This is a genomic window from Gemmiger gallinarum, assembly GCF_014982805.1.
Taxonomy (GTDB): domain Bacteria; phylum Bacillota; class Clostridia; order Oscillospirales; family Ruminococcaceae; genus Gemmiger; species Gemmiger gallinarum.
Genome location: NZ_JADCKC010000001.1, coordinates 994152 through 1007540 on the forward strand (window position 1 = coordinate 994152; position 13389 = coordinate 1007540).

General features: G+C 55.4%; 12 protein-coding genes and 3 tRNA genes. 8 read left to right on the top strand and 7 right to left on the bottom strand.

Annotated features, from left to right (window positions below):
- The first annotated feature begins 90 nt into the window (after positions 1 to 90).
- Complete coding sequence (locus INF35_RS04610) at positions 91 to 948, top strand: MurR/RpiR family transcriptional regulator (protein WP_193500333.1); 858 nt, start codon at positions 91 to 93, stop codon at positions 946 to 948.
- A gap of 95 nt (positions 949 to 1043) precedes the next feature.
- Here the strand turns inward: INF35_RS04610 and INF35_RS04615 are convergent, their stop codons facing one another.
- The 4 genes from INF35_RS04615 to INF35_RS04630 all read right to left on the bottom strand — a co-directional run bounded on the left by INF35_RS04615 (position 1044) and on the right by INF35_RS04630 (position 5721).
- On the bottom strand, positions 1044 to 1997 hold the full coding sequence (locus INF35_RS04615) for an acyl-CoA dehydratase activase (protein ID WP_193500334.1): 954 nt from the start codon (positions 1995 to 1997) through the stop codon (positions 1044 to 1046).
- Between the two features lie 78 nt (positions 1998 to 2075).
- Positions 2076 to 3173, bottom strand: a complete 1098-nt coding sequence (locus tag INF35_RS04620; RefSeq protein ID WP_193500335.1) for a hypothetical protein — start codon at positions 3171 to 3173, stop codon at positions 2076 to 2078.
- Positions 3164 to 4087 (bottom strand): acyl-CoA dehydratase activase-related protein, encoded by a 924-nt coding sequence (locus INF35_RS04625; RefSeq protein WP_193500336.1) that lies wholly within the window; start codon positions 4085 to 4087, stop codon positions 3164 to 3166. The genes INF35_RS04620 and INF35_RS04625 overlap by 10 nt, the downstream gene beginning before the upstream one ends.
- A gap of 272 nt (positions 4088 to 4359) precedes the next feature.
- Positions 4360 to 5721: an MATE family efflux transporter gene (locus INF35_RS04630; protein ID WP_328740382.1), complete on the bottom strand. Its 1362-nt coding sequence runs from the start codon at positions 5719 to 5721 to the stop codon at positions 4360 to 4362.
- 262 nt (positions 5722 to 5983) lie between these two features.
- Here INF35_RS04630 and INF35_RS04635 point away from each other — a divergent pair, with 262 nt between their 5' ends.
- A complete protein-coding gene (locus tag INF35_RS04635) occupies positions 5984 to 6754 on the top strand; it encodes a cyclase family protein (RefSeq protein ID WP_193500337.1) in 771 nt (256 codons plus the stop codon).
- A gap of 78 nt (positions 6755 to 6832) precedes the next feature.
- On the opposite strand, the gene INF35_RS04640 is transcribed toward INF35_RS04635, so the two are convergent.
- Entirely contained in the window at positions 6833 to 7501 is a 669-nt protein-coding gene (locus INF35_RS04640) for a YczE/YyaS/YitT family protein (RefSeq protein WP_328740383.1), read from the bottom strand.
- Positions 7502 to 7996: 495 nt separating this feature from the next.
- On the opposite strand from INF35_RS04640, the gene INF35_RS04645 reads away from it, so the two are divergent.
- Positions 7997 to 8758, top strand: a complete 762-nt coding sequence (locus tag INF35_RS04645; RefSeq protein ID WP_235983100.1) for a 4Fe-4S binding protein — start codon at positions 7997 to 7999, stop codon at positions 8756 to 8758.
- Positions 8759 to 8763: 5 nt separating this feature from the next.
- On the opposite strand, the gene INF35_RS04650 is transcribed toward INF35_RS04645, so the two are convergent.
- Positions 8764 to 9390 carry a sugar O-acetyltransferase gene (locus tag INF35_RS04650; protein ID WP_193500338.1) on the bottom strand — a complete coding sequence of 209 codons (627 nt, stop codon included), beginning with the start codon at positions 9388 to 9390 and terminating at the stop codon, positions 8764 to 8766.
- 190 nt (positions 9391 to 9580) lie between these two features.
- On the opposite strand from INF35_RS04650, the gene INF35_RS04655 reads away from it, so the two are divergent.
- The 3 genes from INF35_RS04655 (at position 9581) to INF35_RS04665 (ending at position 10068) form a co-directional block, all read left to right on the top strand.
- Positions 9581 to 9669, top strand: a tRNA-Ser gene (locus INF35_RS04655).
- A gap of 45 nt (positions 9670 to 9714) precedes the next feature.
- A tRNA-Ser gene (locus tag INF35_RS04660) sits at positions 9715 to 9805 on the top strand.
- 186 nt (positions 9806 to 9991) lie between these two features.
- A tRNA-Met gene (locus INF35_RS04665) sits at positions 9992 to 10068 on the top strand.
- Positions 10069 to 10733: 665 nt separating this feature from the next.
- Here INF35_RS04665 and INF35_RS04670 read toward each other — a convergent pair.
- A complete protein-coding gene (locus INF35_RS04670; protein ID WP_193500339.1) occupies positions 10734 to 11888 on the bottom strand; it encodes a hypothetical protein in 1155 nt (384 codons plus the stop codon).
- 454 nt (positions 11889 to 12342) lie between these two features.
- Here INF35_RS04670 and INF35_RS04675 point away from each other — a divergent pair, with 454 nt between their 5' ends.
- Both INF35_RS04675 and INF35_RS04680 read left to right on the top strand, forming a co-directional pair.
- Complete coding sequence (locus tag INF35_RS04675; RefSeq protein WP_193500340.1) at positions 12343 to 12627, top strand: hypothetical protein; 285 nt, start codon at positions 12343 to 12345, stop codon at positions 12625 to 12627.
- 351 nt (positions 12628 to 12978) lie between these two features.
- Entirely contained in the window at positions 12979 to 13365 is a 387-nt protein-coding gene (locus tag INF35_RS04680) for a DUF6075 family protein (RefSeq protein ID WP_193500341.1), read from the top strand.
- Positions 13366 to 13389: the final 24 nt, after the last annotated feature.

Sequence of the window (13389 nt, forward strand, 5' to 3'; positions counted from 1 at the left end):
GTTGCAAGCCTTCTCGTTTTCTTTTATACTTAAAGTGAAAAACATTTCGGTTTTCCTGTCCGAAATCTTCCAAAAGAAAGGAGAAGCCCCATGGCACTCCCTCTCAACGAAAGCTTCTGGCAGCTGCTGCGTTCCAAGCAGGACAGCCTGACCAAGTCCGGCCGCATCATTGCCGAATACCTGTCCCAGAACGCTCAGCAGGCACAGTACTGGTCCATCTCGGTGCTGGCCAGCCAATGCGGCGTGGCCGAGGCCACCATTTCCCGCTTTTGCCGCGCCCTGGGCTTTGACAGCTACAACGAAATGCGCATTGCCCTGGCCCGCGCCAACGCCTCCGTCGATCCGCCTGTAGGGGAGGCTCTTGCTCCGGGGGTGAATACCTCCACCCTCTGCCGCCATGCCGGCGCCCTGGCCGTCAAAGCCATCAACGACGCATCCTCCGCCATGGCTCCCGAGGCCGTTGACCGTGCGGCAGCCCTTCTGCAGCGGGCCAAGCAGGTATTCTGTTTTGGTCAGGGCAGCAGCCAGCTGCTGGCCAACGATATCTGGGCCAGGTTTTCCACCCTGTCCACCAAGTTTCACACCGCCGGAGACAACCACATGCAGGCCATCACCGCCAGTCTTATGGCACCGGAGGATGTCATTTTCTTTGTCTCCTACTCCGGCGCCACCCGGGATATGATGGAGACCCTCCGGCTGGCCAAAGCCAACGGAGCATCGGTCATCCTGCTGACCCACGGCCCCAATGTGCCGGGCGCCGCCCTCGCCGATGTGGTGCTGCCCTGCGGCGACGTGCAAAGCCCCCTGGACGGCGGCAGCCTGCCCGCAAAAATCGCCATGCTCTTTGCCGCCGAGGTCCTGGTGCTGCGCTACACCGTGGACAACCAGGAACTGGCTTCCATCGCTCAGGTGCGCACCAAACGTGCCCTTGCCCCCAAACAGCTCTGAACCATCCGCATTGCCGCAAACAGCAAACAGCCCGCGGGCCTCTCCTTGTGGAGAAGTCCGCGGGCTGTTGTTTTGATGTACAGGAATTTTCCGGCTTACGGAATGCGGATGGCGCCGCGCTCGCAGCGGTTGCCCCAGGCGTCGATGAGCTTGCCGTCCCGGTAGACAAGGATACGCTCGCAGTTGTTGGCGCACTGGCCGCAGTTGCTGGCCCGGGTCACGAATTCCATATCCGCCACGTCGGCGTTGAAGGGTGCCTCATGGCCGCTGCGGCGGGCCAGGATCGCCACGCCGTATGCTCCCATGAGGTGGCCGTTGGGGTCCACGATGACCGGCAGACCGGTCTCCTTCTCAAAGGCGGCACGCACACCGGCGTTTTTGGAGACACCGCCCTGGAAGACCACGGGGCCCACGATTTTTTTGCCCTTACCCACGTTGTTAAGGTAGTTGACCACAACGGCGCGGCAGAGACCTGCAATGATATCGGTCTTGCTGTAGCCGATCTGTGCCTTGTGGACCAGGTCGCTCTCGGCAAAGACGGTGCAGCGGGCAGCGATGGACGCAGGGTTCTTGGACTGGAGGGCGATCTCGCCGAAGTCCTCCACAGCCACACCCAGACGCCGGGCCTGGCTGGACAGGAAGGAGCCGGTGCCTGCGGCGCACAGGGTGTTCATGGCGTAGTCCACCACAACTCCGTTTTCGATCAGAATGATTTTGGAATCCTGACCGCCGATTTCAAAGATAGTGCGGACATCAGGATACAGGGTGGTGGTGCCGATGGCATGTGCCGTGATCTCGTTTTTGACCACCACTGCGCCCAGCATGGTGCCCACCAGCTTGCGGGCACTGCCGGTGGTGCCTGCCGCCACGATCTGATAGCGGGAGGCATCCAGCTGCTTTTCCAGCGACCGGGCCAGACGCTTGGTAGCCCCGATGGGGTCGCCCTCGGTCCAGAGATAATCGCTGGCAAGAATATGATTGTCGGTGTCGAGCACCACGCCCTTGGTGGAGATGGAGCCGATGTCAACGCCAAGATATGCTTTTTCCATACTCAGGTATTCCCTCTTCTTTTTGGTTCCGCCCATGCACCGCAAAGGCGAAAGCAATTGCTGATAACTTCCTCAATCTCACTTGCGGGCCTGCTTGCGCATGGAGATCATGTCGTAAAAGGCCTCCAGGCGGGTGTTCAGCCCGGTCTCGCTGGTCTGGGTATCGAAGCTCAGATACAGGATGGGCACATGATAATCCGCGCTGATGTTCTGCAATGCCGGGATCGCATCGATCTCGGGGGTGCATCCCGCCGACTTGACGTGGATGATGCCGTCAAAGCCGGACTTGGCATAGTGCAGCGCGGCATCGATGGTGGCCATGGCCGTGGCGCCCATGTTGTAATGGGCATACTCCTTGATGCGGGGCAGCATCTTGCGGCTGCGGTAGTGGTACATGCAGTTGGTCATGTCCATCCAGCGGTCCACCAGCACCCCCATATGGGCCAGTTCATACTCAATATCATGGTTGGAGAAGGGGTCCATGATGGTGAAGAACTCGCCCACCACGCCTACGCGGATGGGGTGTTTGGGCATGTTGACCTTCTGGTTTTCCAGCATACGCACCGTAGCCTTGCGCAGAAGTTCGATCTGCTTGATGCCGTCTGCCATGCGCAGCTGTTTGAGCCAGTTGGTGCGGATGGCGTCCATGGCCCGGGGGTCCTCTGCAAAGCCGATGCGCCGCCGGAACAAAGCATCCACCTCGTCGATGGCGTTGACCATACGCACCGTCTCCACGGCGGCCGCCGTGAACCGCTTGATGTCCAGATCGGGTTTCAGCTCACGGAACTCATCCACAAAGGTCTTGGGGCGGCTGAAATCGCACTCGGCAAAGTTGACGAACCGGACATCTTTGCCCATGTCCCGCAGGATCTGCTCATGGAGTTCTCCATAATACCCCAGGCGGCAGGTTCCGCCGGTCTGGATCAGGGTGTCCGCCCCCGCGTCGATACACTCCAGAAAACAGCCCAGATTGAGCTTGAAGGGCGCACAAACCGAGTCCGGTGCATAGCGCGCCCCCAGCTCCAGGGTATGGCGGGTCATACGGGGCGGCATCACATAGGTCATGCCCAGCCCCTTCTGGATCAGATGCTCCATGGCAATGCCGTAGTTGCCGAACTGCGGAAAGCTGATCTTGCTGTCCGGCGGCAGCGGCTGCCGGTATTTGCTCACAGGCATACCGTACCATCCTTTCTCAGGTGCAGGATATCCACAAAGCTTTCAATGCGGGTCTCCATGCCTGCGGTACCGTCCTGGCCGTCCAGCGTCATGGTCAGGATGGGAATGTTTTTCAGGCGGCGGTTCATGATCTCATCGGTCATGGAGTCGGGCCCGCAGGAAAAAGAGGACAGCAGCACAATACCGTCCACCTTGTTCCGCAGCTGCACCGCCGCGCCGGCCAGTTCCCGGTTGACCATCCAGGGCATGGTGTCGGTGAGTTCACTGCCCGACTGCCATGCGCTCTCCCGTTCCACCCAGTCGGAAGGAATGGGCAGCGCATGGTTGGCGCGGATGGCGTCCATGACCGGACGGCCAATGTAATCGTCGTAAATGTTGTAGGCGTGGCCGGATACCAGAACCTTCAGGTCGTCCTTTGCCAGGGCGGTCTCCAGCTTGCGGGTGTTGTCGGCCTGGATCTGCTGCTCTGCCTGTTTGGCCAGCAGATAGGCATTGAAGACCTGTTGCTTTTTGAAGCCCAGCTTTTTGCCCAGTTCGGCAAAGGCCTTCATCTCGCTGCTGCCGCCGCGCACTGCAATGTCGCAGGTAACCAGGCGCACATCCTCGGTGCGGAAGGTGTTATACACCACATCGGGCAGCGCCCGGAATTTCAGGCAGAACTCCTTGTCACGTCCCATATCCGCCATGCGGGGCACAAAGATCAGATCGCACTTTCCGATCAGCCAGGCCACATGTCCCAGGTAGATCTTGGCAGAAAGGCAGCTTTCATCAATGGCATAGTGGATGCCGCTCTGCAAAATAGCCCGGTCGGTTTTGGGGCTGACCACCACTTCACATCCCAGCGAGGAGAAAAATGTTTTCCACAGCGCGCCATAGCGGTAATAGTACAGGGCGCGCGGAATCCCGATTCTCAAACGGCTCCCTCCTTTGTTCGGGGTATCACCGGCAGAGAGTCGAACGTCCCCCCTGCCGCGTTTTTTTGCTTCTTCGGGCTGCGTATGCAGCACAGATTTGTATTATATCACTTTTTTATTTCAAAGTCTTTATCAAAATTTGCTCTTACTCCCAATTATTTCTTGAAATTAGTACAAAAGCCTGAATTTGTTTCAATATTTTCCCGGCAAACAGCATCCCCCGGGGCACAGCCGATGTCCGGCCGTGTCCCCGGGGGAAGAAAAATTTGCTGTTATTCTGCGGCTTTGTCCCTCGGCAGTTTTCGGAAGAACACCGCCATGGGCAAGCATCCCGTCAGGTCGGCGATGGCCCAGCCGATGGGAATGGACACCCAGATCCCCGCCGCGCCCAATGCCGGAATGGCAGACAGGGCATAGGCCAATACTACACGCAGCCCCAGAGAAATCACCGTCAGCACCACCGACATGCCGGGGCGCTCAATGGCCCGGTAGAAACCGTAGAGCAGAAACAGCAGGGCGATCAGGCAGTAGAAAGCCCCCTCGGTGCGCAGATACTGCACGCCGATCCCCAGAATGCCCGTTTCCTCCGGCTGCACGAAGATCAGCATGAGCGGCTGGGCAAAGACAAACACCACCGCGCTCACCGCCGCCCCGAACAGCATGCTGGTCAGGATGGCGCTGCGGGTCCCCCGGCGAATTCGGTCATGCCGGCCCGCGCCATAGTTCTGGGCAATGAAGGTGGAGAAGGCATTGCCGAAATCCTGCACCGGCATATAGGCGAAGGAGTCGATCTTGACCGCCGCCGCAAATGCCGCCATGACTTCGGCCCCGAAGCTGTTGACCCGGCCCTGGACCATCAGAATGCCGAAGTTCATAATGGACTGCTGGGCCCCCGTCACAAAAGACAGACGGAACACATGGCCCGCACAGGCCTTGTCCCAGCGCATGTCCCTGCGCCGCACCCGCAGGTCGGGGCGGGTCAGAAGGGCATAGGCGCACAGACCAAGCCCCGACAGCCACTGGGCAATGACCGTCGCCCATGCCGCACCGGCGACCCCGGCATTGAGCCCCAGCACAAAGGCAATGTCCAGCACAATGTTGAGGAGGGCTGCCGCCCCCAGAAAAACCAGCGGCCGCACCGAGTCCCCCACTGCCCGCAGCAGGCAGGCATAATAATTGTAGAAAAAAGTCCCGCCGATCCCCAGGAAAATCACCACCAGATAATCCCGCATCAGGTCCCAGATTTCCGCGGGGACCTGCAGCAGCGCGAGAATGGGATCGGTCAGGGTAAAGGTTCCGATGTTGAGCACCAGCGCCGTCAGCCCGATCATGCAGAAGGAGAGAAAAACCTCCCGCCGCATACGGTCCTGTTCTCCCCGTCCGAAGGAGATGGACACCGCCACTCCGCTGCCCATGGACAGTCCCAGCAGAATGGAGGTCAGAAAGGTCATGAGGGTGTAGGCGGACCCTACCGCCGCCAGGGCATTGGCGCCCACGAACCGGCCTACAATGAGGGTATCCGCAATATTATACAGCTGCTGCAGCAGATCTCCCAGCATCATGGGAAGGGCAAACCGCAGCAGCGTGGAGGTGATGGGCCCGCTGGTCAGCGAGCGCGCTGCTCCGCCGCTCACAGGCACACCTCCCGCCCTGTGGGGCTGTTGTTTTGCGTTGCTGCGCCATTCATCTGCGCGGCACCTCCTCTTTTATATGGTCGTTGTCCGGCCTGTTGGGGACGGTTCCGCCGTCCCGGCCGACTTCTATCATAGGCCCTGCCGACGGCTTTCGCAAGAGGAGGGGCGTCTGTCACAGATTTTTTTCTTGCCAGAAAATAGCATTTCCTATATACTGAAAATCACATCCGGCAAAATCAATCGAAAAATGGAGGGTTTTATCATGGCAGAGTATCATCTGTGGGACGTTCTGGACGAGCTGCGCTCGCCCAACTATGCCTGGGTCGACCTGACCCACTCGCTGGACAACAACAGCCCGGTGTGGAGCGGCATTCCTGCCGGTTCGGTGGAACTGGCCAAAACAGTTTACGACTGGGGCAACGAGATGCTCGACTGCCTGATTCAGACTTTCAAGTTCCCGGGCCAGTTCGGCACGCACATCGATTTCCCCGGCCATTTTGTGCGCGATGCCGCCCTGTCTGAAAAGTACGGCGTGCACAGCATGCTGTATCCCCTGTGTGTCATCGACATCACCGGCAAGGTCAAGGCTGACCCCCACTACGCGGTGACTATCCAGGACATCCTGGACTATGAAACCCGATACGGCCGCATCCCCGCAGGCGCCTTTGTTGCCCTGCGCACCGACTGGGCCCGCCGCTGGCCGGATATGGGCAACCTGTCCGGCACCGACGAAAATGGTGCCGACAACTTCCCCGGCTGGTCGGTGGATGCCCTGCGCTTCCTCTATGAGGAGCGGGACATTGCCATGAACGGCCACGAAACACTGGATACCGACGCCTCCCAGCTGGCCGCCGCTGCCGGTGACCTGGCTGCCGAGCGCTATGTTCTGTCCGCCGGCCATTTGCAGGTGGAACTGCTGGCCAATCTGGACAAAGTTGCTCCCGCCGGTGCCGTTGCCGTGGTCTCCTGGGCGAACATTGACGGCGCCACCGGCCTGCCCTGCCGCGTCTTTGCCATCACTCCGCGCGTCTGATCCCTCTTCAGATACAAAACCGTCCCCGGTACGCTGCGTACCGGGGACGGTTTTTTCATGCTAACGCCTTTGTGCGGCTCAGGCCTTCTGCTCGGCGGTTTCCAGGCCCGCCATACGGCGCAGCCCGGTGCGGGCCAGCGCGTTGAAAACCGCGATCACCCGCCCCACGCCGATCATGGAGATGAAGGTACCCAGGCCGACGCCCATGAGCGGGTTGCCCATGACGGCCCCGATGATCAGGGAGCAGCAGACACAGCAGAGGTCCAGGATGTTCTTGCAGAGCCCCAGTTCCCTGCCGCTGCGGGCGGAGATGCTGGCTACAATGCCATCGCCGGGGTTGGGGATCAGGGCCATATCCACCGTCATGGCAGCCCCCACACCCGTCAGGATGATGGCGATGACCAGCACCAGCAGATCCACCGGCAGATTGCCGCTTTCATAGGGCAGAACCGCCTTGATCAGGTTCATGATGCGGGTAAATACAATGCTGAGAGGGATCTGCAGCAGATAAGTCCAGCTGCTTTTTTTGCCCATAATAACAAACTCCGCCCCCACAAAGAGGATATAAACGATCAGGGTCAGATCACCGAAGCTGAGGCCGGTGGCCTCGCTGACCGTGAAAGGCACCGACACAATGGCGGAAGCCCCCAGCCCCGTGAGGGAATTCATGGTAATGCCCATGGCCAGCAGCACCATCCCCAGAATGTAAATTCCCCATCTTGCTCCGTTGAACCGCTTCTTTTCCACACAAAACGCTCCTCTCTCAAAACCTGCTCTGCGGCCGGGCCTTGCCGGCGGCAGGGCGCAAAAAAGCAGCCCCCAAAGCGCGAGTGACATAAGAAAACAAAGGTTCTGCAAGAACTGCGAAGCATCGCAAAATCGCTGCATGGCGGCAGATGCAAGGCAGAGGGCTGCAGCACTCCTTGGTGGAATGCAAAGCCCGATAACGCGGCAAATGCCGCCTTGCAGTTAGAATTTTGCGACTTTGTTTTCTTATGGAACCGCGCATAAAGGCAGGCTGCAGCAAAAAAATCAAACCCGTACAGCTTCTGTGCGGTGCCATCCCTTCCGGCGCATAGCCGTTACCTCGGAAAGAGATTTCTGTTTTATGATAACAAATTGATTTTGCACTGTCAATTTTTTGTCTGCTGTGCAAAAACATTCCCCATTGCTTTTCATTCCGGGAAAAGAGCGGTATAATTACCGCAGAGAAATTCCATCCAAACGGGAGGAGTCACAGTCATGTTTGAACATGCGGTCTTGTACGATTTCAGTCCTACCGGCGGCACCCGCCGTACGGGTGAGGCCTTCTGCCGCGCCATTGCCGCCTCGGTGACGGTGGTGGGGCTCTGCGCACCGGAGATGCCCGCTCAACCGGAGGATACCGACATTGCCGTGCTGGCGGCCCCTGTCTTCGGGGGACGGCTGCCCGGCATTGCCGCCCGCCGTCTGGCCGCTCTGAAAGGTCACGGTCTTCCCGCCGTGACGCTGGCGGTTTACGGCACCCGCGCCTTTGAGGACGCTTTGCTGGAGCTCAACGATATTGCGGCGGCCGACGGCTTTCAGGTCATTGCCTCGGGCGCCTGCATTGCCCAACATTCTATTGTGCCGGAGCTGGGCCCCGGCCGTCCCGATGCCGACGACCTGGCGGAGATCGCCGCCTTTGCAGCGAGAGTGCTGGACAAGGCCGGGCGTGGTGACACCACGGCGCCTCAGGTGCCCGGCAACCGGCCTTACAAGCAGGGCATGGCTTCCCTGACGGCGCCTATCACACTGGAAGGCTGCACCCGGTGCGGCCGCTGCGCCGCGGTCTGCCCCACCAAAGCCATCACCGTCACCGCCGAAGGCGTCCGGACCAGGGAGGATCTCTGCGCCATGTGCATGGCCTGCACCGCCGCCTGTCCCTCCCATGTGCGGGTACTGCCTCCCGAGGTCCAGCAAAAAACAGCGCAGAAGCTGCATCCCCTGTGCAGTCTGCGCCGTCCCAATGCTTTTTATCTGTGATATGCTCAGCCCAGCATGCGGCAGATATCCGCCCAGGACTCGGCGTCAAAGCGGCGGTCCTTGTAGTAGAACTCCCGGTCGGCCTCGGTGATTTTGCGGATGACCCGGCAGGGATTGCCCGCGGCCAGGCACCAGTCGGGGATGTCCTTTGTGACCACACTGCCCGCACCGATCACCACATTGCTGCCGATGTGTACCCCGGGCAGGATGACGCTGTTGCCGCCGATCCAGACGTTATCCCCCACCGTGACGCTGATGCCGTACTCATACAGTGTGTTGCGCACCGCCGGGTGGATGGGATGCCCTGCCGTGTAGATGGAAACATTGGGGGCAAACTGACAGTTGTCCCCGATGGTCACCTTTGCCACGTCAATGATGGTGCAGTTGTAGTTGGCAAAAAAGTTTTTGCCAACCGAAATGTGGGTACCATAGTCGCAGTAGAACGGCGGGTTGATCATGGCGTTCTCCGCGCCCGGCAGCAGCTCTTTGACAATAGCGGCGATCTGCTCGAACTCCGAGCGGTCAACCGTGTTCAGACGCTGGAGGATTCGGTGGCAGACCCGCTGCTCCTCCATGACGGAGGCATCGGAAATATAGGGCAGTTCGGCGTCGCGGCGTTGGATGTGATTCATAGAGATTCTCCTTTCCGGCCGGTTCCGGGATGATATTACCTATCATATAGCATGCCGGGCTGCGGCTTGTCAATCCAAAGCCCGCGATGGAGGATCCTGCAAAAGTTTTGCAGTTTTTTCGACCGCAGGGCTTGACAATCGGCGGGACCTGTGATAAACTATATCTCGCATCTGAATGGCGTGCCACTGTGGAGGGGTGTCCGAGTGGTTTATGGAGCTGGTCTTGAAAACCAGTGACGCAGCAATGCGCCGTGGGTTCGAATCCCACCCTCTCCGCCATTATTGATACAGACAAGTGAATATTTTGATCACTTTGACTGCTGTGGAGTAATACTCAAGAGGTCGAAGAGGCGCCCCTGCTAAGGGCGTAGGGTCCGAAAGGGCCGCGAGAGTTCAAATCTCTCTTACTCCGCCAAAACAACCGCTCGAATTCGGGCGGTTGTTTTTTTGTTTTTGCCTTTTCCACACCATACTTTCAACCAACGGAATGGCAGAAAGCCGTTATCGAAAAAAATTTCAAAAAACTATTGACAACAGATTTGGATTGAGGTATATTATATAGGCAGCATCTGATACGGCACCTGCCGAGCGGATGAGATATCGCGGAGTGGAGCAGTCCGGTAGCTCGTCGGGCTCATAACCCGAAGGTCGTAGGTTCAAATCCTGCCTCCGCAACCAAGTTGCCTTAACAAAAAAGATATAAGGCCGAAAAAGCCCGCAAACAAGCCGTTTGCGGGCTTTTTCGTACCCAAAATTGGGGGTCAGTTTGAAAGATATTTTTCGCCTATTTCAGGCATTGGTGAGGAGTTGAACTAACGACTACCCATTTTGGGCCATTTTCAGACCGGTTTGGATCGCTTTTTCTGGTTTTTGACCCGCCAAAATTGTAAACAAATTATGAATTTTTCAAAAAATCATGAGAAGCCAGTTCTCTCACCCCAGTCAGCCCCACACTATCGCTTTTTCTAAGAAAATTTTATGTAGAAAAAATCGGCTATTATTTGTTTAGGATGCCGAAAATGTAAAATTACGACATTTTTAAGCGCCTGCATTGGATTTCTCCCAGCAGGCGCTTTTCTTCACAAGCAATTTTTAATTTTCTGATTATTCAGCAGACCCTTTATTTTCCTTTCTGCTCATTAAAAAACACGATCAATGCCCCTGCTACGGCAACAGCAAAGATTACGCCAATGTCAGTAAATCCATTAAAGAAATCGTTCCCTATTGCCATGAATACAACTCCCACGATAAGGGTAATTATCAATGTTACAAATGATTTAAGCATGGTATCTTTTTCCTTTCTCCCACCAATTCGTAAACATGCGCATAATGGTTTTACCATTCTATTTTTCAGTTATTAGCGAGAATTTATAATACGTGGTGGGTGCATCGTCATGGCTGCAGATCAGGATTCCCCATTCGTCTCCCAGCAGATATGTGTTGTAAGCGGTTTCGTCTTCTAAAAGCACAGCGAAGCAGTCTGATTCCCGCAGATAGATGATTGGCCGTTCGGGAGTGAAGTTTCTCCACGTCACGACAGACCGATTGGCAGCCGGCCGATCTATAACATTTGAGGAAAAGAGCAGTTCTTCCTCTGCCAACAGACTATCAAGGCTCCAGATGGTCCGTCCTGTTTCGGGATCGTTGGCACTGTTGTTGATAGAATACAGCTCGTCTGAAGCGGAAGTAAGGCCACTGATTCCCTGCCCCAAGGGGATTCTCTCTTCCTTCCGGGAGGATTCCACAAAATATGCCCCGGCAGCTTCATCTTTAGTGATATAGGCCAGCCCGGAATCAAGCAACAACGGATTTTGAGCATTCTCCTTGAAAAGAGCCGCTTCCCGGGTTTCCAGATTATATTCTAACAGATTGACCCCGACCAATTTTCCCTCCTGGGTCACAATATCATCAAAGTAAATTTTTCCGTTATAGCTGACCACTTGGTTATGTAAAGCTGATGTGTCGCTGTATCCTTGGGAAAATTGGTGAACCACAAGATTCTCCCCGGTACTCAGCCGGAAACAATGCAGGCTGGCTTCATTGCTGGCAGAATCCGTTTCCTTGTATACCACAAGATCATCTGCTGCCCATTCTATGGAGATTGCCTTACCCTCGTCTACGGCAAAGGAAAAACTGTATTCTCCACTGGTCAGTTCATAGACCCCCGCTTCTTTGATGACCGGCACGGTGTATTCTTCATAAAGAAGAACCAAAAGCTGCGTTTTGGACAGGATGTTGGACGGAGCAAGCTTCATGCCATTGATTTCGGACGGCAGATCCAGAGTCTCAATTTCAAAAAAAGCATCATTCTCCATCAAGGGCTTGTTGAGTTGATAGATGGATTTAACTTCTTCCTGATTATCGGAATCTGGTTCAGAGAAATCGGATGTGGATTCGGGAAAACTGGACGCATAGCTATCAGATTCTGTGATGCTTTGACAACTGCATAAAGAATACACAATTAAAAAAAAGATAAGCAATCGCACAGCTATTCTCATAGTTCTTCCCTCCGTAAACAAATTCCTACTCCTCAAACCAAGCATCATGCATAAGTGAACGATAACATTTCCGATATTTACAAAGAAAAAAACATCATTTATAATAAATATAACATATTTTCGACCTATAGCGTGATGATTTCATTAAATTTGTAAAAAACTTTTGAGAGAAACAGAGTGATACATACGGCGAAAAAGCTGTGCTTGTTGTCATTGCCCTATTTGCTTTAACTGGATGTGCCAATTCTTCTTTGCCGATTTCAACGCCTGATCCTTCAAGCACCGCAGAAGCACCTTCGCAAAAGAGGTCTGACAAACTAATACTCCTGGTGCGCAGTATGCTGCCTGTGCTTTTGCCTCTGTCTTGTAAAAGGTTACGCCAGCCGATTGGTGAACTCTTCTATGAGCTTCATCTAAAACTGAATCCTAAAATTCACATTTATGGGAGGGCTATATGAAAAAGTTGAAAATCATCAAGACAATAGCGGTTATTCTTTTTTTGATTTCGCTATTCTGCACAGTTGACTTGGGGCTGAGTTGCCTTTTTAATACAGCAGCAAGCTATCACGATGGCTATTGGGCACATAGTGTTCTTCATGCAGTTTTTGGCATCTTTGGGGATAGCGCATGGACATTTGATAAGTTCTTTGCTAAGTTTGAAATTTCAGCATGGATAACGTATGCTCTTGTGGTAGTAAATGTAGCTTTGCGCTTCGTCAAAGAAAAAGAAACGCTCTAATTACTTAGACAACAACACAGCGGAAAAGCTGCGTAGCGTCTGTATTGGATTAATCCAAGCAGGCGCTTTTTTTATTTTCCGAAAACTTCATCGGGCTTGGGCAGAAATTCCTCGTCACGCCCAGGGGAAAGTGCGCCTTTTACCTGTTTTCGAGGAAGGGGACGCAGCTTCTCCCCCCTCTCACACTCTCCCCCCAGGATACACTTACCTGCTGGGAAGAAGATATAAATGCCTACAGGCTACATACTCTCACAGCCCAGCCAGCAAAGCAAACATCAATGCCGAAATGGGAGTCATCGTCTTTCCCAGCCGGTGATTTCCTTGAACAACAGAACCAGAAGGAGGAACAAAATGTCGATTAAATTCAAAAACAGAGAACACGAGAAATTCTATGAGCAGTGCCTCGCCCGGATCGGCAGCCTTGATCCCTACCACAAGGCATTCTTTTACACCATGGGCATCAGCGGCGACACCCGGAATCACATCGAGGATGTCTTCGATTTTCAGGAGGATGTGATCCGGCCGGAGGGGCTGAACAAAGGTTGGCAGACCAGCGGCAGTACGTGTTTGACCCGGCTGGCCTTCAATTTGTGGAACGGCTGGAACAGCGACGGCTATGCGACCCCCTATGATCTGTTCGGCACATCCGATGCAGCCTTCATGCTGGAAGCGGTTCGGCTTCGGTACCCGGAGTACTGCAGGGAACCCCAGGCTCCCAGCGTAAGAAGGGCCAGATAAGATGGGCCGGGGCCGAAAGAAAAA

Excerpts from the sequence above, each read along its gene's own strand:
- INF35_RS04610 (WP_193500333.1), top strand. The coding sequence starts at position 91 with ATGGCACTCCCTCTCAACGAAAGCTTCTGGCAGCTGCTGCGTTCCAAG.
- INF35_RS04615 (WP_193500334.1), bottom strand. The coding sequence starts at position 1,997 with ATGGAAAAAGCATATCTTGGCGTTGACATCGGCTCCATCTCCACCAAG.
- INF35_RS04620 (WP_193500335.1), bottom strand. The coding sequence starts at position 3,173 with ATGCCTGTGAGCAAATACCGGCAGCCGCTGCCGCCGGACAGCAAGATC.
- INF35_RS04635 (WP_193500337.1), top strand. The coding sequence starts at position 5,984 with ATGGCAGAGTATCATCTGTGGGACGTTCTGGACGAGCTGCGCTCGCCC.
- INF35_RS04645 (WP_235983100.1), top strand. The coding sequence starts at position 7,997 with ATGTTTGAACATGCGGTCTTGTACGATTTCAGTCCTACCGGCGGCACC.
- INF35_RS04650 (WP_193500338.1), bottom strand. The coding sequence starts at position 9,390 with ATGAATCACATCCAACGCCGCGACGCCGAACTGCCCTATATTTCCGAT.
- INF35_RS04670 (WP_193500339.1), bottom strand. The coding sequence starts at position 11,888 with ATGAGAATAGCTGTGCGATTGCTTATCTTTTTTTTAATTGTGTATTCT.
- INF35_RS04675 (WP_193500340.1), top strand. The coding sequence starts at position 12,343 with ATGAAAAAGTTGAAAATCATCAAGACAATAGCGGTTATTCTTTTTTTG.
- INF35_RS04680 (WP_193500341.1), top strand. The coding sequence starts at position 12,979 with ATGTCGATTAAATTCAAAAACAGAGAACACGAGAAATTCTATGAGCAG.